Raw genomic sequence first — 26,157 nt, 5'->3', positions numbered from 1 at the left:
AATTACCACTAATTAAATGACTAAATATAAACTTGCGCTACTCACCTACTTTGTATGTGTTGGCTTTACTTTTGCACAAAAAGACACCTTATTTTGTAAACAAGTTGCTGCAATCCAAAAGGTAGTAAAAGAAAATCATTACAAAGCAAAACCTAATAACGACAGTTTATCCAAAGGTGTTTTTGGACTGTTTTTAAAATATATAGATGTAGAAAAAAACTATTTTCATCAATCTGATATAGAATTTTTTAATTCAGATGAATTGTTATTAGATAATTATTTACAAACTAATACTTGTACTTTTTTAGATAAATACACCACCAAATTACAACAACGGGTTAGCGAAACCAAAAGCATACTTTCTAATTTAAAAAACGAAACTTTTGACTATTCTGGTAAGGACACCATACGCTTTACAAAAACATCATTATTTAATTATTTTAAAAGCGATAAAAGTGTAAAACGCTATTGGAACAAAAATATAAGAAGTAAAATATTAGAGAGTATTGTAGATGAGTCTGATAATTTTGATAGCCTACAAGCCAATTTTTTAGCTTTAGAAAAAATTACAAAACCTAAAATTATTCAAAATGAATTGTGTAAAATTGATGAATTCGAAAAACAATTAGGCAGCTTAGATCGATTTGTAAAAGAAGCGTTTTTAAATGCTTATGTACATTATCACGATGCAAATTCTTCATTTTTTAATTATTCTGAAAAAACTCAGTTCGAAAACTCGCTCTCTAGTAACGCGCTTACTTTTGGACTACTAACCGATAAAAATAGTAATGGAGACATTATAATAACTTTCATCACACCAGGAAGTCCTGCAGATAAAAACGGTAATTTTTCTGAAAACGACATTCTAAAATCGGTGTCATCAAATGGAGATACTTTAGAAACATTATGCCTTTCTAATAACGATATCCTTTCGTTTTTAAACGAAGAATCTCACAGTACAGCACATTTTAAAATAAAAAAAGAAAACGGAGATTTAAAAACTATAACGCTCACAAAAGGTAAAACTAAAGTGAGGCAAAATGACTTAACAGGGTTTTTAATTGGTGAAGACTCCCAAATTGGCTATATAAATATACCAAGCTTTTATACCAATGACGATTCTATACATGGATTAGGACTAACACACGATATTGCAAAAGAACTGTATAAACTACAAAAAGAAAAAATTGAAGGTCTTATACTCGATTTACGCTTTAATGGTGGAGGCTCAATGTTAGAAGCTGCTGAGCTTTCTGGCATGTTTATAGATAAAGGACCATTAGCCATATTAAGATATAAAAACGATGAGCACTTTACAATAAGAGACCCAAAACGAGGTACGTTTTTTAATAAACCCATTGTAGTGTTAATTAATAATTATAGTGCGTCTGCATCAGAGTTTTTTGCAAGTGTTATGCAGGATTATAATAGAGCTATTATTGTAGGCTCACCATCGCATGGCAAATCGAGCGCACAAACTGTAATCCCATTAAGCACAACTGAAGATCTTGGGTTTTGCAAACTAACAATTGAAGCTTTTTATAGAGTTACAGGTAAAAGCCACCAAAGTTTAGGCGTAATTCCTGATATTATTTTACCATCGCCTTACGATAACTTTAAAACCAGCGAAAAGTTTGAGAAATATGCTTTAAAAAACGATACCATTTCAGTAAAACTAAAGCATAAACCGTATTCTAAACTAGAGATAAACAATCTAATAACGCAAAGCAAAAAACGTGTAGATTCCTCAATAGATTTTTCGTTAACCAAACGTGTAAACAAACATTTAATAGATAATTACTTTGGAATAGCAAAAAGTTATCCAATAACTTTAGAGCGTGTACAAAAACGAAAAGATGATTACTACGACAAATGGAATAAGCTTTTTGAAAACGAACCAGAAAATAGTTTAAAAATACAAGTAAAAAACACAAAATCCACTCAAGAAAAAATAGGCTTTGACGATGGTTTAAAAGAAGAGAACGATTTTAAAGTAAAAGAACTTAGAGAAAATATTTACATACATGAAGCCTATAACATTTTAAAAGACTATCTAAACCTTAACAAACCTAATTAAATGAAAATAATTACTAAATTTTTACTCCTCGCAATTTTCTTAATCACATTTTCTGCTCAAGCGCAAAAATTTAAAACTCCTGTTGACTATTTAAATTTTGTAGGTAAAGAATTAAATACAATTACAAAAAATAATTGGAAATATACTAAAGCAATAGCGCATAGCAAAAGTGCAAAAACAATAAAAGGGAAACGTAACGTACTAGTTAAATCTGTGCAAAAAGCACTATTAAAATTACAACGCGCAGAAGGATATGATGGAGACGAGTTTAAAAACCAAGTGTTAGCACTTATGCGTTTAAACGAAAATATGCTTAACCAAGATTATGCAAAAATTATAGACATGAAAGAGGTTGCAGAGCAATCATACGATTTAATGGAAGCCTATTTGTTAGCAAGAGAATTAGCCGATAAAAAAATGACTGAAGCGCAGGAATTGTACGAACAACAATTTCAAGCATTTGCAGATAAATACAACGTAAATATTATAGAAAACGAAAGTGATTTAAGTAAAAACATGAAACTCTCTAACGAGGTGTTTAAAATTTATAACGACATGTACTTATTAAACTTTAAAGTTAGGATAAACGAAATATATCTTTGGGATGCTATAAGCAAACAAGATGTAAGTGCAATACAACAAAATGCAAATGCTTTAAAAACCAGTGCAATCGAAGGTTTAACGCTTTTAAAAACTGCACCTATTTATAAAAACGATAAATCACTAATAGAAAATACTAAAGAAACTTTTGAATTTTATATAGAAGAAGTCGATAAATATATTCCTCAAATAGTTGACTTTTATGTTTTAAGCGAAGATGTAAAATCCCTACAAGAAACAATTGAAAAAACGCCACAAAAAAAGAGAACCAAGGAGCAAGTTGATGGGTTTAATAAAAAGGTGAAAGAAGTAAATAAAGCAATTTCAAATTATAATAAAGTAAATAAAACGTTAAATGCAAAACGTCAAAAAATTGTAGAACAATTAAACGCAACAAATTCTAAATTTTTGAGTAAACACATTCCAAATGATTAGTAGGATAGTGTAGAATTTTTAAATTTGTGATAATAATAAAAAAATAGATTAAAATGGGAAGAGCTTTTGAGTTTCGTAAAGCACGTAAAATGAAACGTTGGTCTGCAATGAGTAAAGCCTTTACACGTATTGGCAAAGACATTGTAATGGCTGTAAAGGAAGGAGGTCCAGATCCTGATAGTAACTCTAGATTAAGAGCAGTTATACAGAATGCGAAATCTGTAAATATGCCTAAAGATAATGTAGAACGCGCTATTAAAAAAGCCAGCGAAAAAGATCAAGGCGATTATAAAGAAGTTATTTTTGAAGGCTATGCACCTCATGGAATTGCAGTTTTAGTAGAAACAGCAACAGATAATAATAACAGAACAGTAGCCAATGTAAGAAGCTATTTTAATAAGTGTGATGGTAGTTTAGGAACCTCTGGATCTGTAGTGTTTATGTTTGACCATACCTGTAATTTTAAAATAAAAGTAGAAGATTTAGATTTAGAAGAATTAGAATTAGAACTTATAGATTATGGTGTAGAAGAAATTTTTGAAGATACAGATGAAGATGAAAACGGAGAGGAACAAACCTTTGTACTTATTTATGCGCCTTTTGAAAGCTTTGGAAATATCCAATCCTATTTAGAAAAAAACAATTTAGAAATTATTTCTTCTGGTTTTGAACGCATTCCACAAGTCACTAAAAAATTATCTCCAGAGCAAGTTGCAGATGTAGAAAAGCTTTTAGAAAAAATTGAAGAAGATGATGACGTACAAAACGTATATCATACTATGGAAGAATCTTCGGAATAACAAAAATTTTTATATAATTATTTAATATAAAATAGAGGGAAATTCCCTCTATTTTTTTTCCAAAAACATACCTTTTAAATCACTATGAAAAAATTAATAAATTTTACTTTTGTTTTCGCAATTATATTATTTGGCTGTGGTAGTGCAATAACAAGTAGTAAAGCCTCTAAAAAAGACTGCAGGAGCTTTAAAACAGGTAAGTTTATAATCGAGGATGAAGCCATAAACCATACTTCTGTGATTATTCGTAACGACTCAATTCAATATGAAAAAGATATTAATACAAATCATTCTATAAATTTTAAAATCAATTGGATTAACGATTGTCTATACACTTTAATTCCTATTAATCCTAAAGATGAAGAAGGATTAGTGCCACCAGAAATGCTTAATAAACGTTTATTTGTTCAAATAGATAGTATTAAAAACGATATACAATATTTTACATCGTATTTAGAAGGTTACGAATCTAGTAAGCTTTCTGGTGCTATTAAAAAATTAGAATAAAAAAAAGCTGCCTAAGTAGATAAGGCAGCTTTATTTTGCAATGATTAATGTTTCTTTTTAGGGACTTACGTTTACTTTATGTTTCATTAATAATTACATATAACAATATTCAAAATCCATGCCAAATTTTTATTAAAAGTGCTTGGAAATTAAATTAATATTTCAATAAATTAAAGAGGGAATTATTTAGTTTATAAGATTAAATAACAAAATAAATATATAAAACTATTTATTATAATTCAAAAAAAAATTAAGAATATTCAGGTTTTTTACCTTTTACACCTTCAAAAAAAGATCTCATAAAATCAAAATCTGCTTCTTTATCATCTGTTGGGTAAAAAGGCTCTGATACTTTGTTTTGCTTGTTTTTAAAATCTAAAGTAAACATTATAATAGGCACATTAGCGGTTTTTGCAATATAGTAAAAGCCAGTTTTCCAAGAGTGTACTTTTTTCCTGGTACCTTCTGGAGCTAGTGTTAATCTAAATTCTTCTTTTTCTTTAAAGAGTTGCACAATGGCTTGCACTTTATCTTGACCAGAAGTTCTGTCTAAGGGAGCACCACCAATTGCTTTAAAATAATAGCCAAATGGCCATTTAAACAATTCTTTTTTACCAACAAAATTAGTTTTTACATCTACAACTTTTCGTAATAAAACGCCAATATAAAAGTCGTGCCAACTTGTGTGTGGTATGGCTATTATTACAGCTTTCTTTACTGTGTTTTTAGAAAAATTTGTATTACCTACAACTTTCCAACCTAAAAGTTTAAAATATATGAATTTAGCAATTGCGCGCATATTACATTTTTTGATATAGCGCTTTTAACTTTTCTCGCGTAATAGTTTTTTTCCAATTTTTACCAATGGCATTTTCCCATAAAGGCTCCAAACTTAAGGCAACATTAATCATAATATCAAACTCTTTGTCGCTTAGTTCTGCGCAAATGCCTTGAGGTAATACTATATTATGCTTAGCTTTCATTTGTTTAAAAAGTTTTACGCCATCAGGATAATACTCTTCTAAATGATCAAAAACAATACAGTTTCCTATGCCATGTTTTGTACCTAATAAATACGACAAACCATAACTCATTGCATGAGCAACACCAACTTGAGAGTAAGCAATACTCATTCCGCCATGCCAACTCGCCATCATCAATTTATCTTGCGAATCTTGTGTTGAAAGAGAATCTTCTACAAAAATCTCTTTGCATAAGTCCAGTGCTTTTTCTCCATAAGTTTGGCTAAAAGCGTTTAAAAAGGTTCCGTTTAAAGATTCTATACAATGGATATAGCAATCCATACCTGTATAAAACCATTGGTCTTTTGGCACATCTTTGGTTAATTCAGGATCTAAAATAACTTGATCAAAAGGTGTATAATCACTGTTTATACCTAATTTTAGTTTGGGTCCAGTGAGTATAGTAGTTCTAGACACTTCTGCTCCTGTTCCAGAAATAGTAGGTATTCCTACATGATACACAGCAGGATTTTTTACTAAATCCCAGCCTTGGTAATCGCTAGATTCACCCTTATTAGTAAGCATTATTGAAACTGCTTTTGCAATATCTAATACTGTACCTCCTCCTATGCCAATTATTCCAGAGGGAAGTTCTTTATAATCTAAAATTATTTGCTCTACTAAAGCATCAATTTGAGATGTTTTTGGTTCTTCTTTTGCAGAGATATAAATAAGTTTATCCTCGTAAGACAAAGGAATTCTGGAGGTTAACCAAGAGTTTCCTTTAAAAACATCATCTACAAAATATATAAATGGTGCGTTCGCATTTTTTCGTTTAGGAGAAACAATTTCTTCTAATTGATTAAAGCAACTTCGTCCAAAAATTACTTTGGACACCATTGGAAAATTTTTATAACTCATCGCTCTATTTCTGTGATAAAAATATACTTTTTTTAATTAATTTAAAACCTCCAAAAGCGCTCTTAGGCTTTTAATTGTTTTATAGTCTTTGCCATTTGTTTCCTTTTCTGTGACTTGCTCGTGTGCCCAAGTAGTATGAAAAGGTACGTGAATAGCCTTAGCGTTTATATTTACTAATGGTAAAATATCTGATTTTAACGAATTCCCAATCATTAAAAACTGTGTTGGATTTATATCTAAATGGTTTAATAATTTAGAGTAATTATCTTCTTTTTTATCGCTTAAAACTTCAATATGATGGAAATAACTAAGCAATCCTGATTTTTCTAATTTTCTTTCCTGATCTAATAAGTCGCCTTTAGTAACAACAATTAGTTTATACTCTTTAGAGACCGCTTTTAGTACATCTTCTACTCCATCTAATAATTCAACAGGTTTATTTAGCATAGACTTTCCTATGTCTAATATTTTTTGAATCGTAGCGTTAGATACATTTTTATTAGATAATTCCAGAGCCATTTCTACCATACTTAAAACAAAGCCTTTTACACCATAACCATAAATTGGCAAGTTTGCAAGCTCCATTTTAAAAAGCTCTTGGTCTATTTTATTTGGAGTTTCATAATGGCTTAATAGTTTAGCGAATTCCTCTTCGGCTTCACGAAAATAGGTTTCGTTAACCCAAAGCGTGTCGTCTGCATCAAAGCCAATTACTTTTATATTTTGGTATTCTTTATTCAATTAATTTTCAATTTTTACTATCTCTTTTCTGTTTTTTTTATAAAAATAGTGCGTTATTTCCAAAGTTTTTTTGCGCGTTCTAAATCTTCAGGTGTGTCTATTTCTACACCTTGAACATTTGTTTCTACCATTTTTATTTTTTTACTATATTCTAAATAGCGTATGCATTCAATTTTTTCTGAAGCTTCTAAAGTTAACATTGGTAATCTATAAAAATCTAATAAAGCTTCTTTTCTAAAAGCATAGACTCCTTTGTGTTTATAGTACTTAGCGCTTACACTTTTATCTCTTGGAAAAGGGATTGGACTTCTAGAAAAATATAGAGCAAAATCGTTACTATCTACAATTACTTTTACGGTATTTGGATTTTCTATTTCTTCCCAGTCTGTAATTTTAACCATTAATGAGGCTAAATCTATCTCCTTTTTAGGGTCGTTATTAAATACTTGTATTAACTTTTTAAGTGAATCCACCTCTGTAAAAGGTTCGTCGCCTTGAACATTTACAACAATATCCACGTCCATTAATTCTACAGCTTCTGCAATACGATCGCTTCCGCACTCATGTTCTTTTTTACTCATAATAGCTTTGCCACCATGTGCAGTTATTTCATCATAAATAATGGCACTATCTGTTACTACATAAACATCGTCAAACAACTTTGTGTTAACTGTAGCTTCAAAAGTACGAATAATAACAGGCTTTCCTTCCAAATCTTGCATAAGCTTGCCAGGAAATCTGGAAGCTGCGTATCGTGCAGGAATCATTGCGATTATTTTCATTTTAAAAGAGAAATAGTTTAGTACTCAAAAGTAAGACTTTTAATATTATTTCAGGTTTTGGATTTACTAAACTTTTTGTAAACTTTAAAAATAATCCAAAACACTATAATTACTAAAAAAATTGCCAAAAAAGGAAACACTATAGAAACTATAGATAGTAATACTGATGTTCCTGTTTCTACAGAGGTCACTAATGGGTTTGCTAAACCTCCAGTTGTGGTTGTAGAGGCTAAACGTGTGGTTCCTGTACTACCTGCAACTACTGCAGCAGTGCCTCCTCCTGCAATTATGGCTAAGGTCCATGTGATAACTGGACTCAAATCTGCAACTGTAGAGACCATGACTGCTGTTCCTGCAATTGCTGCCAATGGCACAGCAATGGTATCTAATACGTTATCAATGTAAGGAATATAGTAGGCGAAAATTTCGACTAGAGTTGCCACTCCAAGTATGATTACTGCTGAGAGGCTTCCTACCCATTGCCAAGACTCGTTGAGCTCCCAAGCGCCAAAATAAGAGGCTAAGCTTAACGCAAATAGTGGCACAAATACTCTAAAACCAACCGATGCCGATAAGCCTATACCTAAACAGATACTAATAATTGTTTCTGGTGTTATTTCCATGTTTTACCTTGTGATTGCTTCCTAAAATAGAAGACTACTTTTTATTTAATTTATTAATTCTTCTTCTTCAAAAAAATCGTCTTTAAAGCCAATAAGATACAATTTTTCTTTGGCTCTGGTTACTGCTGTGTATAACCAGCGTAAATACTCTTTATCTATTCCGTTTGGTAAATAGGGTTGTTCTACGAACACAGTATTCCATTGTCCTCCTTGCGATTTGTGGCAAGTTATTGCATACGAGAATTTAACCTGTAACGCGTTAAAATAATTATTGTTTTTTACGCTTAAAAACTTTTTATATTTACTGGTTTCATTGTCGTAATCCTTCATCACTTCTTGGTACAAACGGTTAGAATCTTCGTAAGGAAGCGATGGTGTTTCTGCAGAGATGGTGTCTAGCATTAAAACGGTTTCGAAAGGACGCATTTTTGGATAATCTACCATACGTACTTTAACTTCTGCAAATCGGAAACCATACAATTCTTTAATGGCAAAAATTTCTAAAACTTCAATGATATCTCCATTGGCTATAAAACCAGCTTCGGTTGTAGGCTTAATCCAAAAATAATTATTTTTAACTACCATTAAATAATCTCCAGAATTTAATTCGTTTTCTTGGAAGAGGATGCGACTTCGTATTTGTTGGTTATAGAGGTTGGCGCGTTTATTACTTCTTACAATTATTGCCATTTCTTCTTGTCCTAAAGTACTGTAAGAGTCGTTAATAGCATCCATAATATCGTAGCCATCTACTAAGCGTACAATGTCTTTAAAACCTTTAATATTAAATTTAAAGCTTTCAAAAAAATTATTAGCAATACTTTCTCTCAACTCGGTTGCATTTAGTAAAATACCTGAGTCTTGCTCTTGCCTAACCACTTCATCCAACTCCATTTTAATTACGTCTTTATTGTAATTAAGACTTAATGTGTTTTCATCTAATGCAGGACTTAAATCGAGTTTTACAGGAGGTAATTGAGCAGTATCGCCTATTAATAGCAATTTGCATTTATGACCTTGATACACATATTGCATTAAATCGTCTAACAAAGAGCTAGTTTCAAAAAATTTAGATTCGCCTGCAATATCTGGTATCATAGAGGCTTCGTCAACTATAAAAATGGTATTTTTATGTTTATTGGGTTGTAAAATAAATTTTAATCCTCCTCCTTTATCCTTTTTAGGAAAATATATTTTTTTATGAATTGTAAAGGCTTCTTTGCCCGAATAATTAGAAATTACTTTTGCTGCTCTACCTGTTGGAGCCATTAAAACTGCACTTTTTTTAGCATGCCATAAATTAGAAACTATTGTACCTATGATTGAAGTTTTACCAGTTCCTGCATAGCCTTTTAATAAATATACACTATTTTTAGAATCGTCAAATATAAACTGAGATAGTTGTTGCAACACAATATCTTGCTTTGTAGTTGGTGTAAAAGGGAATTGCTTTTTTAAGAGTGTGTAAAATTCGGATTTCGTCATTAAATCAAGGCAGTTTTCAACATTTATTCAAATATAAAAATGATTTTTACTCTTTATCGTTTTTACGAATAAAAAAAAATTGTAGATTTGCGTTAGACCATTAATTATAATTTAATACATACACTATGTTAAACTTAATTCTTATTGCTGTAGCAGTAATATTACTAACTATTCTTATTGTTTGGGTAATAGATAAATTTATGCCTCGTAAATTTAAACCTGTTTTAATGATTTTACTTTGGGTACTTATTGCTTTTTTAGGCTATAAAACATTTATGTCTGTTTACGGCGAAATTAAATTTAACGAAATAAAAGAAAAACGTTACGCTGCTGCAATTGATAAATTAATTGATATTAGAGACTCTCAATTAGCCTATAAAGAAGTGACAGGAAAATATACTGCTAGTTTTGATGAACTTGTAAAATTTATAGATACTGCTAAGTTTACTATAACGCAACGTAAGGATTCTACAATTATAGATAAAGAGAAGACAAGGCTTTATGGAGGTGTGGAATTTAAAAAAGATATTGTTGTTGTTGATACTCTTGGTTACGCTCCTGTAAAAGATTCTTTATTTAAGACCTCGAATAGATATAAAACAATGATGAATGTACCTTTTGCAAAAGAAGGTACAAAATTTACAATGAATGCTGGCCAAATTGGCGAAGACATTAAAACGCCTGTTTTTGAAGCTTTTGTTTTAAAAAGAGATATTTTACACGATCAGCAAGAAGATTTTGTAATTAAAGAAAATCTAGTACAATCTGTAGAAGCTGTTAATGGTAATGCCATTAGAGTAGGATCTATGGAAGATGTAAAAACAAACGGAAACTGGCCACAAACGTATGGCAATACAAAAAAATAAGGATAATATATTAACCAATCTGGAAGTGTCCATTCAAATTAGTTTGAGTGGACTTTCTTTTTGTGTTTTAAACTCAAAGACCAACACAATAGAACATTTAAAACACTTTCCCTCACAAAATACACTAACTCCTTTTACGCTTTTAGATGCCTTAAAACATGTTTTTAATACAGAAGCTGTACTAAATCAATCGTTTAAAACTGTACAGCTTATACACGTTAATGCATTATCTACATTTGTGCCTAAAGCACTGTTTAACGAAGATTGTAAAGCCGATTATTTAAAATTTAATGCCAAGATTTTAAGTACAGATTTTATAGCTTACGATATGCTTAATATAAACGACAGCGTTAATGTTTATGTACCTTACGTAAATATTAATAATTTTATATTCGATCACTTTGGCGATTTTACCTATAAGCATCATTCTACAGTTTTAGTCGAAACTATTTTGAAACAAGAAAAGAACACGCTAACTACCAAAATACATGTAAATTGTTCTGAAAATCATTTTGAAATAGTAGCTACAAAATCAGGAAAATTAGTACTTTATAATTCCTTTGAAATAAATTCAAAAGAAGATTTTATATACTATATTCTATTCACTATAGAGCAACTTAATTTAAATCCTGAAACAGCTGATATCATTCTTTTAGGAAACATAAATAAAGATGATGATTATTATAAAATAGCCTACAAATATATTAGAAACGTTAGTTTTGGTAACCGTTACGATACTTTTACCTACACAGAAGCACCAAAAACTAACTACTCTGATTTCACTCTCTTAAAAAGCCTATAATGCGAATAATCTCTGGACAATATAAAGGAAGAAAAATTACAGCTCCCAAAAAGTTACCAATACGTCCAACAACAGACATGGCAAAGGAAGCATTGTTTAATATACTTAACAATCTTTATTATTTAGACGATATTTCTGTACTCGATTTATTTGCTGGAAGTGGAAACATAAGTTACGAGTTTGCTTCTAGAGGTACAGAACATATTTTGTGTGTAGATGCTAATTTTGGGTGCATTAAATTTATTCAAACTACAGCTGAAGCTTTTGATATGAATATAAATACCATCAAAAGCGATGTATTTAAATTTTTAGAAAAATCAACACAAAAGCACGACATTATTTTTGCAGATCCACCTTACGATTTCCCTGTTGAAGAATTTGAAAAAATACCAACACTAGTGTTTCAAAATAACTTATTAGAAGATGATGGTGTTTTAATTGTAGAACATTCCAAACACACAAGTATTTCTCATTTGCCACACTACGCCTACTCCAAAAGTTATGGAGGAAATATGTTTAGTTTTTTTGAGTTGCCTAAGGCTGATTAAACACGCTTTTAAAATATTTCCATATTTATTTTCTTACGTAATTATACTGTAAATCAGTTAGTTATATTGGTTTATTTGTTTTTTTTCATATCTTGTAGTCGCTATTAATCAACACTATACATTATGAAACAGTTAAAAACAACACTATTACTGCTATGTTTAATAATAGGAAGTCAATTTACTTTCTCGCAAGAAAAAGCACCAAGCTATAAAGATATAGTAGGTGAAAACCCAAAAGCAGATACAGACATTAAAGTGGTTAGCGATTACGTTAACGCTTTAGTTGGAAACGACATGTCTAAAGCCGAAAAATTGCTCTCCGACATCTATATAGGTTATGGTCCTGCTCTTAATGATTCTATTACTAAAAAAGAAACTATTAAATCTTGGACAGAAATACACCAAGTTAGAAGCAATGAAAAGGTAAACTTTGTATCGGCAACCATTAGAGTCAAACAAGGCGAATACAAGGGCGATTGGGTATATCAATGGGGAACGTATTCCTTTACTCAAAACGGAAAAGATATACAAATGCCTTATCAATTAACCGTTTTTGTAAACAATGGAAAAATTGAAAAAAGTACTATTTATTATGATGACTTATCAGTCGCAAAAGCGTTAGGTTACCAATTGGTTCCTCCAAAACAATAACACTAAAACATAGTATAAAAAACATAAACCCTTCAAATTTAACATGAAGGGTTTTGTATAAGTAAGTAAATCTATAAGCCGAATTCTGTATCCCAATTAATATTGAGACCCTTATCATTTATCTACATTTATTATTACTAATAAACTTTAGCTGCCTACCCTCTAGCATCGCGCGTGTACGCTCAAGCACTAGTTTACATGGCATTGCACCACATAGAGTTTACCTGGTTTCACTACAGCATTACCTGTACATACTTTCTGTTGCACTTTTCCTAGCCTTACGACTGGTGGCTGTTAGCCACTATGTTTACACTATGGTGTTCGGACTTTCCTAACCAAAACACGTTTGGTTCGATAAGGCGATTTACTTACTAGCAAAATTACAATAAAGAAGTCTAGATTAATAAACGAAATACTAATTTGTTTTCAAACTTTAATTTAAAGACCATATTAATGCTTTTTCTTTAGTAGCTCGAAAAATTGTACTGTGTTTTTCGTTGGGTTCGTCGGAGTATTTCCATGTTAACTTTTTTGTAGAGTCATTCTCTAAAATTTTCTCTAAGCGTCGTGTTGCTTTGGAGATATCCTTTGCATCAGATCCTGCGAACCACAATTTTGTATTTCTATTTGGTAAATTCGTTAACAAGGAATCTGCATTTTTAACTAAATATTGATTATTCCACCAAAGCGAAGGGTCTATTGCAATATAAAAATCGAAACTATCTGGTTTTAAAAATAATGTTTCCATTACAAAAAGACCTGCAAGTGACTCGCCAATAATACCTTTACTTTTATTTGTTTTATAGCTTTTATTTATTTCAGGCATTAACTCATTGGTGATAAAAGCTCTAAAATTTTTGGCACCATCTGTTACAGGACAAAATTGCTTATCGTATTCAGACTCAGAAAACCCAGTTAAATCTCTTCCTCTCTCTGTATTTTCTATTCCAACTAAAATAAATGGAGGGATTTTTTTCTCCACTAATAATTTAGATAACGTATTTGCAACATGCGGAAAATCTTCTTTTATTCCTCCATCTGGCATATATAAAACAGGAAAACGATCTACAGATTCATTATAATTTGGTGGTGTCCAAACATTGATTACTCTGTCCTCATTCACAAATTTTGAAGATAGTGTTAAACTATCATGCTTTGGAATAGTATCATTATTCACAATTGAGTTGTTTTTGCAACTAAAAAATAATGTTAGACTTAATAAAAAGTAGATTGTTTTTTTCATGTTTTCTATGTATTGAAAATTAACTGTAAGCAAGTTACTAAAATCGATGTTTTTTTGACAAATTCAATACAATGATTTCGTAACTCATTTTTTGTTAATAACTCCTATTAAATTATAAAGTAAGAATACTAAATTATGATTGGATTTTTTAACTTTGCTATAAATCAAATTTAGTGTTTAAAACGCTAATCTAATTTCTACCAAATTTTGGAACACTTTGTAGTCTCTGCGCGTAAATACAGACCTCAAACATTTAAAGATGTTGTGGGACAACAAGCGATTACAAATACGTTGCAAAATGCTATTGAAAACAATCACTTAGCGCAAGCTTTACTATTTACAGGACCACGTGGTGTTGGTAAAACCAGTTGTGCTCGTATTTTGGCTAAAATGATTAATAGCGATGGCTCTGAAGCTAGCGACGAGGATTTTGCATTTAATATTTTTGAACTAGATGCTGCTTCCAATAACTCGGTCGATGATATTAGAAATCTTACAGACCAAGTACGTATTCCGCCACAAGTAGGTAAATATAAAGTGTATATAATTGATGAAGTTCACATGCTTTCTCAAGCTGCTTTTAATGCCTTTTTAAAGACTTTAGAAGAGCCTCCAAAACATTGCATATTTATTCTTGCAACAACTGAAAAACATAAAATTATACCAACCATTTTATCGCGTTGCCAAATTTTCGATTTTAAACGCATTACAGTTACAGATGCAAAAGAATATTTAAAGTTTATAGCAAAAGAACAAGGCATAACTGCCGAAGACGATGCACTACATATTATTGCTCAAAAAGCGGATGGTGCAATGCGAGATGCGCTTTCTATTTTTGATCGTGTAGTTAGTTTTTCTGGTAACAACTTAACAAGACAAGCCGTTACCGAAAACTTAAATGTTTTAGATTACGAAACTTATTTTGATAGTACAGACTTAATTTTAGAAAATAAAATTCCCGAATTACTCGTTCAATTTAACACCACATTATCTAAAGGTTTTGATGGCCATCATTATATAGCTGGTTTGGCAAGTCACTTTAGAGATTTGTTGGTTTGTAAAAACGAAGCCACTATTACTTTACTAGAAGTTGGCGAACAAACAAAAGCTAAGTATTTAGAACAAAGTAAAAAAGCCTCTCAATCATTTTTACTCAAAGGCATTGAGTTGGCGAACGACTGTGATTTAAAATATAAAAGCAGTAAAAACCAACGACTCCTAGTTGAGTTAACATTAATGCAATTAGCCTCTATCACTTTTGATGGAGAAAAAAAAAATAGCAAAAACTACATAATACCTGCAAGCTATTTTAAAAAAATAGGCATCACTCCTATTGCTGTAGTTAAACCACAAAAAACAACTCCTACACAAGAAAACGTCTCTGAAACGGCACAACAAGTAGCTAAGCAAAAGCCAGAAGTCGTAAACACTTCTAAAATTGTTTTAAACACTACAGATAAAAAACCAACTTCTGGACTGTCTTTAAAAAGTATAAAAGCTAAAAAAGAGCACCTAATAAAACAAATGGATGTTGTTTTAGACGAAGAAGATTTACCAAAAGATGATTTTACCGAAGAACAACTTATTGAAGCTTGGAATGAGTTTATTGAGTTAATTATAAAAAAAGGAAAACACAATCTAGCCTCCATTTTATCAATAGACACACCTAAAGTAAAAGGAACAGAAGTGCATTTAGAATTCCCTAATGCTACTAATAAAGTCGAATTAGAACGCCAACAATATGATTTGTTAGGATACATCCGAAAAAAATTAAATAACTTTGATATTAACTTGGTTATTGAGGTTAATGAAGAGTTAGAAAAGAAATACGCTTATTCTACACGCGAAAAATTTGATCTTTTAAACGAAAAGAATCCAAATTTAGATACCCTTCGGAAAACCTTTGATTTAGACATTTAATTATTTTAAAATGAAATATTTATCACTTATACTACTCCTTTGCATCATTACATTTGCTGGTTGCGATGGACGTGACAGAATACATAAATCTCCAGAAGAAATTTTAGTAGAAAATAAACTTTTAGATTCTTTTTCTGAGCATGTAAAGTATATTCCAGAATCTTATGCAGAAACGGAAACAGATACCATTTTAAGTAATGGATTTAGAGTTAAAATTAAAAGTTATCTCGATATGGATAGTAGTGTTTTAAAAAAATATAAGGTTGCTACAATTACACATTTAGAATACCATAGAACGCTAATAAACGATATTAAGGTGTATAAAAATGATAAGCTTATTTTTAGTCAAAACTTGACAAACGATTTTTTAAACACACTAAATAATAAGTATGCCCTAGGTAATGAGTACTTGAGTAACGTTGCAGTAGTCGATGAGCTTACAACATTAACAACAAACGAAGTGAATATTATTATTTCGCAATGTATTCCCAGAAGTGTAAACTGTCCGGATTTTTATTTAACCATTGATACTAACGGAAACTATAATTTAAAAGAAATAAATAATAATGCTAGGACTTAAACTACCAACCGATCCTCGTTGGGTAAATATTGTAGAAAAAAATATTGAAGATATTTTAACTGATCATGCGTTTTGTGAGCAGAAAGCGGCTAGTACTGCAATTTCATTAATTGTAAGTTTCCCAGAATATTCTGATTTGGTTACAGAAATGACTGCTTTGGTAAAAGAAGAAATTAGCCATTTTAAAATGGTACACGATAAGATTTTAGAACGCGGTTGGACCTTAGGTAGAGACCGACGAGACGACTATGTTTTAGAGCTTATTACATTTTTCCCTAAAGGAGGAAGCAGAACAACGCAATTAGTCCATAGGTTACTTTATGCTGCTTTAATTGAAGCTAGAAGTTGTGAGCGTTTTAGGTTACTATCGGAAGAGCTAGAAGATGAAACACTAGCTGAGTTTTACAGAAAATTAATGGTTAGTGAAGCCAATCACTATACCATGTTTTTAGGCTTTGCAAGACAATATGGAGACCGAACAGAGGTAGATAAAAAATGGAATGATTTACTTGACTTTGAAGCAGAAATAATGAAAAAGTTAAGTAAAAAAGAAACCATACATGGATAAAAAATTATAACACATAAAAAAGCCATTACGACTAGTATTGGCTTTTTTTTTATAACTCTTTATTGGTTTAGAATTTTACACCAAATCCAATTTGAATGTTAGCATTTTTAGCTTCAATTCCAACTTCATCATCAAAAACATTTGTTATTCCGTAAGTGTATCTTGCATCAAAGAAAAACTCATCAGATATCATAAACTCTAAGCCTCCAATTCCTGAAAAGGCAAAGTTTTTATAACCATCTTCATATTCATGTCCTTTTAAACTTGCCTGTGGTCCTACTCCAATAGAAAGTTTATCACTAAGCTTAAATTTTACTAAAATTGGCATTTGTATGTAATCTATACGTAAAGATTCTTGTTTAGAACCTTCTGCAGAAAATTGAATTTCTGGAGCAATAGATACTTTTTTTGAGACTCCATATTCTGCAAAAAAACCAATAGCAAAACCATTTCTATGGTTATGTGGTACTGTAGTTGCAAACTCATCTTCAAAATCTAGGTTAGAAATGTTATAACCAGCTCTTACACCATACAAGGCATCTTGTGAGAAGCCGTAAAAAGAAGTAAGTATTAAGGCAAATAATAGTAAAGATTTTTTCATAATTGATTAGTTATTTATTTTATTTTTATTTTCGATTCGTTAAAAACAAAGCTAATATATATTATTTTAATAAATTAAAAATATTTTGTAGATAAAAAGTGTGTTTTACACTATGTATGACTTTTAACAGTGTTATAATACATGCTTTTAATTATACCATCTGCTAGTCCAATTTTAGGGACGTAAATATCTTTTGCTCCACTCCATTTCATTGCAGATAAATAAATGCGCGAAGCAGGTATAATTACATCTGCTCTATCTTCATTTAAGTCTAATTTTGTTATACGCTCTTCGTAAGAATAGGATTGTAACATATTGTAATAAGACGTTAAATAGAAATAGGTTAATGGTTTGCCAAGAGCTTTACCAGAGAGTTTAAAAATTTTATTAATGTTTCCTCCAGACCCAATAACTTCAATTTTATCGTAATCTGCAGTATGTTTTTTAATCCAATACTCTAATTCTTCCCAAGTTTCTTTTTTAACAATATCATTTAACAATCGTACTGTACCAATTTTAAAGGAGCGTGAGGCTATAGATTTTCCGCGTTCAATTACTGTAAACTCTGTGCTTCCGCCTCCAACATCTACATATAAATAGGTTTTATTATCGTCTATAAATGAGTGCAAATCGGTTGCAGCAATTATTGCAGCTTCTTCTTCACCTTCAATAATATCTATTTGTATGTTGGTGTGGTCTAAAATTTGTTTTGCAACATCTGCTCCATTTGTTGCCTCTCGCATAGCAGAAGTGGCACAAGCTTTATATTTTTGTACTTTATGAGATTGCATTAGTAGTTTAAAGGCTTGCATGGTATCTAGCATGCGTTTTGTGTTTTCTTTACTTATTTTGCCTTTTAAAAAAACATCTGCTCCTAATCGTATTGGCACTCTTACAAGCGAACTTTTTTTAAAGCGAATTGGTTTTCCTTTTTCTTCAATAATATTTGCAATTAGCAACCTAACAGCATTAGATCCAATATCTATGGCAGCATATTTTTTAATTACTAACATTAGGCTTTTAATTTATTTTGGTAGTACGTATAAGTTTCGAATTGCGAACGTATTTTTTTATTAGAATTCTTTTTATAAACATTGTTTTGTGCTTTATTTAAAATTCTAGCTTTTACGTTATCGTTCCAACATATTTCAAAAGTATCTATAAGTTCTTTTTTAATTTCAGGATCGTAAATAGGACAACTTACTTCTACTCGATTTTCTATGTTTCTTGTCATCCAATCTGCTGATGATATGTAAATTTTTTCATCATTATTATTACAAAAAATATAGAGCCTTGTGTGTTCTAAAAATTTATCGACAACACTAATGATTTCAATATTTTCACTCATACCTTTAACACCTGGAATTAAACAGCAAATTCCTCTTACAATCATTTGTATTTTAACTCCTGCTCTACTAGCTTCGTATAACTTATCTATCATCTTATAGCTAGAGATGCTATTCATTTTAAGTCTAATATAAGCTGTTTTTCCTGCTTTTTTATTTTCAATTTCTTTATCAATTAGCTTAAATAATGCAGATTTTGTGTAGTGTGGAGAGACAATTATATGTTTGTATCTATTAATTTTATAATTTACTTCAAAGAAATTAAATACTTTATTAATGTCTTTTAAAATTTTTTGATTTGTTGTAAATAGTGTGTAATCTGTATATACTCTTGCCGTAGATTCGTTAAAATTTCCTGTACTTACAAAACCATAACGTTTTAATTTTCGGCCTTCAAGACGTTCTATCACACACATTTTACTGTGTACTTTTAATCCTTGAACTCCAAATATTAGATTTATGCCTTCGCGTTGCATTTGCTCGGCATAATCAATATTAGCTTGCTCATCAAAACGTGCTTGTATTTCCATAGAAACGGTTACGCGTTTGCCGTTTTTAGCAGCATTTATTAGTGAACTTACAATTTGTGAATTTTGAGCTAATCGATAGATAGTGATTTTTATACTTTTTACTTCTGGATCTAAGGCGGCTTCTCTTAAAAACTTAACAACATTAGAGAATGTATGATATGGTGTGTATTGTAAATAGTCTTTTTTAGAAATTGCTTTAAACAAGCTGTCTTCTAAATTAAGTCCTTTTATTGGTAAAGGTTTTATTTTTTCGTATAATAAGTCTTGTCGGCCTAAACTTGGGAAATCCATATAATCTCTACGATTATGGTAACGTCCACCAGGTATTATACTATCTGTAGAGTCAATTCCCATAATAGACATTAAGAACTCTAAAGTAGATTTGTCTATAGTTTTATCGTAAACAAACCTTACAGGCTCACCATCTAAACGGTCTTTTACGCTATCGGAAATTTTTTCCATAAAACTTTTACTCAAATCACTTTCTAAATCCAACTCTGCATCGCGTGTAATTTTAATCATGTGCGCAGAAATTGTTTTGTAATTAAAGATATTAAAGATGTCTTTTAAGCAGTAGCGCAATAAATCGTCTAATATCATAATATAGCTCTTACCCTCTTTTTCTGGCAATACTACAAAGCGATCTGTACTTTTAGAAATTTCTATTAAAGCATATTGATTTTTGTTATTTTGGAGCACCATATTTATGGCCAAATAGGCTGCACTATCTTTTAAGTTAGGAAGGTCAACATCCTCATTTAAAACAATCGTAACTAACGCTGGACTAACGTTTTGAAAAAAGTAAGTTTTAATGAACTCATGATGATAAGAATCGACTTGCTTTTCATCAATAATAAAAATATTTTCTTTTTCTAATTTTTTATGAATATCATCTAAAATAACAAGGCTTTCTGCTTGCTTTTTAATCACTGTTTGAGTAATAATTTCTAAAAGTTCACTTGCTTTAATTCCCAACTCACTTTTACCTCCTTTTCCTGCTTGATCTATACGTTTTACAGTTGCATATCGTACTTTAAAAAACTCATCTAAATTATTTGAAAAAATTCCTAAAAAACGAAGACGCTCAATAAGTGGAACGTTTTCATCTGCAGCCTCTTGAAGCACTCTAGAATTAAACTGTAACCAACTTAATTCTCGATTAATATAGGTGTTGCTTTTTGTCATTTTCTCTATCAATTTTTTACAAATATATTCTATTAAATTTAATCTTTTAAATCTTTTGGAAATACTCTTCTTACTGTTTTACCTCTGTTTAAATTTTTCCAAGAATTTATGTCAAAATCTATCTCTACAAACCCACTTGTAGGCACATTATCTATAACTAAATTTCCATAAGAATTTACAAAATTTGTAAGCGCATAATTATGACCAAAAAGCATTAAAATATTTACAGAATTTTGAGTAGATTTTATGACTTCAATTAATGAGTCTCCAGAGAAATCATAGAGCGCATTATTTAATTCAAAATCAACAATTTTTAATCTTGTTTTTTTAATAAAAATTGAAGCTGTTTGCTTTGCTCTAACTGCATCACTAGATAAAATTAAATCTGGTTTAATTATATTGTTTTTAAGATGTTTAGCGACAAGTTTTACATCACTTTTTCCTCTTTTCTTTAACGGTCGTTGATGATCTACAAGGTCATATTTCCAAGAAGATTTAGCGTGCCGAATGATTTGTATTTTTTTCATTACATTTGTCGATTAAATAATGTGTTTTATCGATTAATAGTTTTTGTTGAACAATTTAACGAGTATTTAAGTTTTATAGCTTCTATATTTGAATAATAATTGATTACAATATTAATTTGTTAAGCTATTAAACAATATGATGATCCCAAATCATAACCTAAAACTCTGCGTCGTAATTCTTTGAAGCACGATTTTCCCTCCAGAATATTTTAGAAAATTAGTTTGTAATCAAAATATAAAGCAAATTAAACTATAAAGTATGAAAAATATAATAATACTATTTGTAATTTTCTTTTCTGGACTCAATATGATTTCTGCACAAGAAGACTTTCAGTTTACAATCGTTGAAAAAAGCGATAAGCCAAATACTGAAAAAACACATTTGTATGTATTACAAATTACAAATAACACTTCTAGTACCACTTCTCTAGATTTAAAGAATAAGAATTTAAATTGTAGAGATGAATTTCACAAACAACACACAGACTTTACTTTTGAATTTTATAATTTAGAAAGAACGCGACAGATTAGTAAAATTTCAGTTAGTGGAAACAGTTCTGTTAAATTTTATTTAAAGAAAATTGCTCCAAATACTGCACCTCATTCCGCATGGAATTGCAGTGCTATTGAAGCTTCTAATAGTCAAACTAACATCTTGACTTCAATAAAAATGAACTCGCTAGTTCAAGACCCAACTAAGGTCAACTAATTATAGGCTATAAAAAAGTTATTCTAAAAAAAGGGATTTATGAAGAATATTACTATTTTGAGTATAAAAAAATTAGCATTTGTTGCACTTTTGTTTTTAAGTGTAACCTCTGCTTTTTCTCAAATACAACAACAATTTCAACCTAGGTTTAATGAAACTGTAAGGGGAGATTTTGGCATGATAGCAAATAACATGCTATCAAGGACTGCAACAGGAAACTATAATGGTGAAGATGGAAATCATGATTTTACAGACAATGTGTATGTAGATATTGATAATGATAATACCACATTTAATTCCAGTAGTGCCAATTTTACCAATCCAAATCCTAGTGTTAAATGTTTAACTGTAATTAAAGCTTATCTATATTGGGCTGCTGCAGATAGAGAGCCTTCAACTAACGGAGATAACCAACCAAATTGGAATTTCAACGATGTAAAATTAATGCTTCCTGGCCAGACAAGTTATACAACTTTAACTGCAGACCAGGTTTTATTTAGAGGTCGAGACACACATTTTGTTAACGATCCTTATATATGTGTAAAAGATATTTCTAATTTAATAGATAATCTTGATCCCTTTGGAAAATACCAAGTTGCTAATGTTGAAGCTAAAACGGGTTCTTTAACTTCTCATGATGGAGGTAATACAGGAACATCAGGTGGCTGGCAAGTTGTTTTTGTTTACGAAAGTCCAGAATTACCTCAAAAAAATATTACGCTTTTTGATGGTTATGCTCATGTCACAAGTTCTGTTAACAATTTTAATATAGATTTTGATGGTTTTCAAACTGTACCTAATGGAAATGTAAGATCAAATTTAGTAATTGGAGCTTTAGAAGGCGATAGAGATTTAACTGGAGATCGTTTACAAATTAGAAACACCTCTAATACTTTTGTTGATATTACTGCTCCTCAACGACCAGCAAACAATTTTTTTAATAGTCGTATTACTGTTGGTAATTCTAATTTTACAAACAGAAACCCAGCTAGTACAAATACTTTAGGTTTTGATGCGGCATTATTTTCATTAAATAATCCTTCCAATTCATTAATTGGTAACAACCAGACATCTGCTACATTTAGAATGACTTCTAATCAAGAAACGTATGGTTTATACCTTATGGGATTAGCTATTGAGGTTTATAAGCCTGATGTTAGCCCAATTGTTTTAGATTTAAATACTGGAGGTGCTGCATCTAATCCTGGAGATTTTGTGAATTTTGATTTTAATATTCAAAACTCTGGTAATGATGATGTAGAAAACCTTATTATAACCGCAGCAGTTCCACCACAAGTAGCTAATGTTATAGCCAACAACTTGCCAAATGGTGTAACTTTTACGTTTACTAATAACACATTAACTTTTAATGTTGCCGATGGATTAGCAAATGCTGGAGGTTTACCTGTAAATATAAGTTTCGATTTCGAACTACAAGATGAATGTTATTTTTTAGATCAATCTTGTGATTTGGATTTTTCGCTGCAATTTGTTGCCACCTATAATGGTGTTATTAATCCTGAGCAACAAACAACAACTAGTTCATCTGCAGTGGACGAATGTAATGTTGGAAATTTACTTCCAGATGTAGTAACTATAAATCAACCTACTGCAACTTGGGTTACAGCTGTTGGAGAATTGGACAGAACTATTGAATGTAATAATTCTTCTGCTTTACAACAAGCACAAGCCTTAATTCCTGTAGCAAATTGTAATGGATTAACTCCAATTAAAACAGCTGGACCTTTTGTTCCTAATGGCAATTGTACCAATAATGGTACATATACAAACACATTTAATTTTGTTGATGAATGTGGAGTGACAATCGCTAATTATGTTCAGGTAATAACAGTAAATGATACTACTGACCCAGAATTCACAACCCCTTTGCCAAGTGATATTACATCAGATTGTAACAATGTTCTTGATCCAGCAAATGTTCAAGCAACTGATAATTGTGGTACCGTAAATGTTACTTTAAATGAAACTAGAATTGATGGGTCGTGTCCTGGAAATTATACTTTAACTAGAATTTGGACTGCAACTGACCAATGTGGATTAACTGCCACACATACTCAAACTATAACTGTAGAAGACAATACGCCTCCTACATTTGTTGAAACATTACCAAGTAACCAAACTGTTGATATTAATAATATTCCAAATGCTCCTACTCTTACAGCTAATGATGACTGCGGAAATGCTATTGTAACTTTTAATGAAGTACAATCTGGAGATATATGTACTGGTAGTTATAACATTACTAGAACTTGGATTGCTACAGATGAATGTGACTTAACAACGACGCATACGCAAGTAATTACAGTTAATCAACAAGTTTTATCTGCTTCAGTAACAGACGTAACTAATGTATTTTGTACAAGTGAAGCAACAGGTAACATTGATATAACTGTTTCTGGTGGATCAGGAAATTACACTTTTCTTTGGAATGATTCTAATAATTCAACTACAGAAGATCTATCTAATGTTTTAGCTGGTGCATATAACGTTACTATAACAGATGCTGTAGATGGTTGTACAACTACTCTAAGTGCAACAATTACTGAACCTGCCAGTCCTTTAAGTCTAAATATTAGTAAAATTGATGCTACTACTGCCCAAGGTTGTAATAACGGACAAGCAACAGCTATTGTCTCTGGAGGAACACCAGATTACAGCTACCAATGGAGTGCTTCTGCTAATAATCAAACAACTGCTACTGCAACAAATTTACCAGATGGTACACATAGCGTAATAGTTACTGATGATAATGGATGCCAAATAACACAAAGCATAGTTATAGAATGTGTAAATACTTGTGATGCTGAAATATCTATAACTAACGTTACAAATGTACTATGTACAAGTGATAATACTGGTTCTGGTACTGTTTCGGCTAGTTCTAGTGCAAATCCTAATGCTACTTTTACTTTCGAATGGTCAACAGGTCAAATAGATACTGGTGTAACTTCGAGTACCTTATCAAACTTAACAGCTGGTGTTTATAATGTCAGTGTAACTATTGATGGTACAGTTTGCCAACCTGTAGAAGACACAATTTCTATTACAGAACCTGCTAACGCACTTAACGTAACAGCTACTACTACAGATGAGTTAGGTCCTGCAACTGGTGATGGCACAGCTACAGCTACAGTTACTGGTGGTGTAGAGCCTTATGCCATTTCTTGGTCTCCTGGAGGCGAAACTACAGAGTCAATTTCTGGTCTTAGTGCTGGTACATATACAGTTACTGTTACTGATTTTAATGGATGTACAGATTCTACAACTGTAACTGTAAACCCTGGAACTTGTAATAATCTTTCAGTTACCGGAACTTCTACTCCTGCAATTTGTAATGGTGAAAGTAATGGTACTATAACTGCTACTGTAATAGGTGGATCTGGGAATTTTACTTATAGCTGGGATTCTATACCTAATACAACTACATCTGTAAATAACCTACCTGCTGGTGATTATACATTAACTGTTACTGATACAACTACGTTATGTACAACAAGTACAACCATAACTATTAATGAACCTAATATTCTTAGTTCTGGTATTGCAATCTCTAATATATTTTGTAGAGGTGATGCTACTGGTTCTTTAGATCTTACAGTTAATGGTGGTACTGGTGATTATTCTTTTTCTTGGAATGATGCTAATAATTCAACTACAGAAGATTTGATTAATGTTGTTGCAGGTACATATACAGTAACTATAACCGATGAAAATGGATGTACTACAACTAATTCTGCTACAATTATTGAACCTGCAACTAATGTTTCTGTTTCTATTATTAGACAAGACGATATTGTGTGTGAAGGTTTAGGAGAAATCCTAGTTGAAGGATCTGGAGGAATTGAACCTTATAGTTATTCTATAGATGGAGGTACAAGTTACCAACCTAGTGGCGAGTTTACTGATTTAGCAATAGGAAATTATACAATTACGGTGTTAGATGCAAATGGTTGTACAGCAACTGTAAGTACTGAAATATTAACAAATTGTACAGACGCCATCGTAGATATCAACAATACTTTTATCGGTCAACCTGTTTCTGGTAATGTATTAACTAATGATGAAGATTTTGAAGGCGATAACCAAACTGTAACTGCTAACACCAATCCTACTAATGGTTCTGTAAC

General features: G+C 31.1%; 23 protein-coding genes, 1 other RNA gene and 1 pseudogene. 13 read left to right on the top strand and 12 right to left on the bottom strand.

The genetic code is table 11. The features are described from left to right. The first annotated feature begins 16 nt into the window (after window positions 1–16). From ACVC5O_RS13240 to ACVC5O_RS13225, 4 genes are all read left to right on the top strand, one after another. A complete protein-coding gene (locus tag ACVC5O_RS13240) occupies window positions 17–2,077 on the top strand; it encodes a carboxy terminal-processing peptidase (protein ID WP_452221964.1) in 2,061 nt (686 codons plus the stop codon). Continuing rightward, window positions 2,078–3,112 (top strand): hypothetical protein, encoded by a 1,035-nt coding sequence (locus ACVC5O_RS13235; RefSeq protein ID WP_452221963.1) that lies wholly within the window; start codon window positions 2,078–2,080, stop codon window positions 3,110–3,112. It abuts the gene before it with no gap. Window positions 3,113–3,165: 53 nt separating this feature from the next. After that, entirely contained in the window at window positions 3,166–3,912 is a 747-nt protein-coding gene (locus tag ACVC5O_RS13230) for a YebC/PmpR family DNA-binding transcriptional regulator (protein WP_452221962.1), read from the top strand. A gap of 84 nt (window positions 3,913–3,996) precedes the next feature. Beyond that, the gene (locus tag ACVC5O_RS13225; protein ID WP_452221961.1) at window positions 3,997–4,419 is read left to right on the top strand and encodes a hypothetical protein; all 423 of its coding nucleotides are present in this window, start codon (window positions 3,997–3,999) and stop codon (window positions 4,417–4,419) included. A 250-nt stretch (window positions 4,420–4,669) separates the two neighbouring features. On the opposite strand, the gene ACVC5O_RS13220 is transcribed toward ACVC5O_RS13225, so the two are convergent. From ACVC5O_RS13220 to ACVC5O_RS13195, 6 genes are read right to left on the bottom strand one after another with little or no spacing between them, the layout of a single operon-like run. Next, complete coding sequence (locus tag ACVC5O_RS13220) at window positions 4,670–5,218, bottom strand: 1-acyl-sn-glycerol-3-phosphate acyltransferase (RefSeq protein ID WP_452221960.1); 549 nt, start codon at window positions 5,216–5,218, stop codon at window positions 4,670–4,672. A 1-nt stretch (window position 5,219) separates the two neighbouring features. Next, window positions 5,220–6,302, bottom strand: coding sequence for an iron-containing alcohol dehydrogenase family protein (locus ACVC5O_RS13215; RefSeq protein WP_452221959.1), 1,083 nt, complete (start codon window positions 6,300–6,302; stop codon window positions 5,220–5,222). 36 nt (window positions 6,303–6,338) lie between these two features. Beyond that, window positions 6,339–7,043 (bottom strand): HAD family hydrolase, encoded by a 705-nt coding sequence (locus ACVC5O_RS13210; RefSeq protein ID WP_452221958.1) that lies wholly within the window; start codon window positions 7,041–7,043, stop codon window positions 6,339–6,341. 53 nt (window positions 7,044–7,096) lie between these two features. Further along, window positions 7,097–7,825 carry a 3-deoxy-manno-octulosonate cytidylyltransferase gene (gene kdsB / locus ACVC5O_RS13205; RefSeq protein WP_452221957.1) on the bottom strand — a complete coding sequence of 243 codons (729 nt, stop codon included), beginning with the start codon at window positions 7,823–7,825 and terminating at the stop codon, window positions 7,097–7,099. Between the two features lie 50 nt (window positions 7,826–7,875). Next, entirely contained in the window at window positions 7,876–8,442 is a 567-nt protein-coding gene (locus tag ACVC5O_RS13200; RefSeq protein WP_452222068.1) for a DUF4126 domain-containing protein, read from the bottom strand. A 51-nt stretch (window positions 8,443–8,493) separates the two neighbouring features. After that, window positions 8,494–9,933, bottom strand: a complete 1,440-nt coding sequence (locus tag ACVC5O_RS13195; protein ID WP_452221956.1) for an ATP-dependent DNA helicase — start codon at window positions 9,931–9,933, stop codon at window positions 8,494–8,496. Window positions 9,934–10,058: 125 nt separating this feature from the next. On the opposite strand from ACVC5O_RS13195, the gene ACVC5O_RS13190 reads away from it, so the two are divergent. The 4 genes from ACVC5O_RS13190 to ACVC5O_RS13175 all read left to right on the top strand — a co-directional run bounded on the left by ACVC5O_RS13190 (window position 10,059) and on the right by ACVC5O_RS13175 (window position 12,800). Beyond that, window positions 10,059–10,799 carry a hypothetical protein gene (locus ACVC5O_RS13190; RefSeq protein ID WP_452221955.1) on the top strand — a complete coding sequence of 247 codons (741 nt, stop codon included), beginning with the start codon at window positions 10,059–10,061 and terminating at the stop codon, window positions 10,797–10,799. Then, window positions 10,780–11,601 (top strand): DUF3822 family protein, encoded by an 822-nt coding sequence (locus tag ACVC5O_RS13185; RefSeq protein WP_452221954.1) that lies wholly within the window; start codon window positions 10,780–10,782, stop codon window positions 11,599–11,601. The genes ACVC5O_RS13190 and ACVC5O_RS13185 overlap by 20 nt, the downstream gene beginning before the upstream one ends. Continuing rightward, the gene (rsmD, locus tag ACVC5O_RS13180; RefSeq protein WP_452221953.1) at window positions 11,601–12,149 is read left to right on the top strand and encodes a 16S rRNA (guanine(966)-N(2))-methyltransferase RsmD; all 549 of its coding nucleotides are present in this window, start codon (window positions 11,601–11,603) and stop codon (window positions 12,147–12,149) included. The genes ACVC5O_RS13185 and rsmD overlap by 1 nt, the downstream gene beginning before the upstream one ends. A 123-nt stretch (window positions 12,150–12,272) precedes the next feature. After that, window positions 12,273–12,800: a hypothetical protein gene (locus ACVC5O_RS13175; protein WP_452221952.1), complete on the top strand. Its 528-nt coding sequence runs from the start codon at window positions 12,273–12,275 to the stop codon at window positions 12,798–12,800. Window positions 12,801–12,858: 58 nt separating this feature from the next. On the opposite strand, the gene rnpB is transcribed toward ACVC5O_RS13175, so the two are convergent. After that, window positions 12,859–13,171: RNase P RNA component class A (rnpB, locus tag ACVC5O_RS13170), an RNA gene on the bottom strand. A 62-nt stretch (window positions 13,172–13,233) separates the two neighbouring features. Beyond that, a complete protein-coding gene (locus ACVC5O_RS13165; protein WP_452221951.1) occupies window positions 13,234–14,043 on the bottom strand; it encodes an alpha/beta hydrolase in 810 nt (269 codons plus the stop codon). Between the two features lie 207 nt (window positions 14,044–14,250). Between ACVC5O_RS13165 and dnaX the strand changes: the two genes are divergently transcribed. The 3 genes from dnaX to miaE are packed head-to-tail and all read left to right on the top strand — an operon-like array spanning window position 14,251 to window position 17,111. Further along, a complete protein-coding gene (gene dnaX / locus ACVC5O_RS13160; protein ID WP_452221950.1) occupies window positions 14,251–15,963 on the top strand; it encodes a DNA polymerase III subunit gamma/tau in 1,713 nt (570 codons plus the stop codon). Window positions 15,964–15,973: 10 nt separating this feature from the next. After that, on the top strand, window positions 15,974–16,543 hold the full coding sequence (locus ACVC5O_RS13155) for a hypothetical protein (protein ID WP_452221949.1): 570 nt from the start codon (window positions 15,974–15,976) through the stop codon (window positions 16,541–16,543). Next, window positions 16,530–17,111 (top strand): tRNA isopentenyl-2-thiomethyl-A-37 hydroxylase MiaE, encoded by a 582-nt coding sequence (gene miaE / locus ACVC5O_RS13150; protein WP_452221948.1) that lies wholly within the window; start codon window positions 16,530–16,532, stop codon window positions 17,109–17,111. Before ACVC5O_RS13155 ends, miaE begins: the two co-directional genes overlap by 14 nt. Window positions 17,112–17,178: 67 nt before the next feature. On the opposite strand, the gene ACVC5O_RS13145 is transcribed toward miaE, so the two are convergent. The 4 genes from ACVC5O_RS13145 to ACVC5O_RS13130 form a co-directional block, all read right to left on the bottom strand. Further along, window positions 17,179–17,712, bottom strand: a complete 534-nt coding sequence (locus tag ACVC5O_RS13145; protein ID WP_452221947.1) for a porin family protein — start codon at window positions 17,710–17,712, stop codon at window positions 17,179–17,181. A gap of 110 nt (window positions 17,713–17,822) precedes the next feature. Continuing rightward, window positions 17,823–18,725, bottom strand: a complete 903-nt coding sequence (locus ACVC5O_RS13140; protein WP_452221946.1) for a Ppx/GppA phosphatase family protein — start codon at window positions 18,723–18,725, stop codon at window positions 17,823–17,825. Next, window positions 18,725–20,773: a polyphosphate kinase 1 gene (ppk1, locus tag ACVC5O_RS13135; RefSeq protein WP_452221945.1), complete on the bottom strand. Its 2,049-nt coding sequence runs from the start codon at window positions 20,771–20,773 to the stop codon at window positions 18,725–18,727. The genes ACVC5O_RS13140 and ppk1 overlap by 1 nt, the downstream gene beginning before the upstream one ends. A 38-nt stretch (window positions 20,774–20,811) precedes the next feature. Continuing rightward, the gene (locus ACVC5O_RS13130; protein ID WP_452221944.1) at window positions 20,812–21,300 is read right to left on the bottom strand and encodes a SixA phosphatase family protein; all 489 of its coding nucleotides are present in this window, start codon (window positions 21,298–21,300) and stop codon (window positions 20,812–20,814) included. A 259-nt stretch (window positions 21,301–21,559) separates the two neighbouring features. Here ACVC5O_RS13130 and ACVC5O_RS13125 point away from each other — a divergent pair, with 259 nt between their 5' ends. Together ACVC5O_RS13125 and ACVC5O_RS13120 are read left to right on the top strand one after the other, a co-directional pair. Then, window positions 21,560–22,009 carry a hypothetical protein gene (locus ACVC5O_RS13125; protein WP_452221943.1) on the top strand — a complete coding sequence of 150 codons (450 nt, stop codon included), beginning with the start codon at window positions 21,560–21,562 and terminating at the stop codon, window positions 22,007–22,009. A 39-nt stretch (window positions 22,010–22,048) separates the two neighbouring features. Continuing rightward, window positions 22,049–26,157, top strand: a pseudogene (locus ACVC5O_RS13120) (hypothetical protein); the annotation flags it as partial.

The organism is Lacinutrix salivirga (assembly GCF_053604675.1).
The sequence above is the reverse complement of the archived record's forward strand: the minus strand, read 5'-3'. Positions and strand labels throughout refer to the sequence as shown.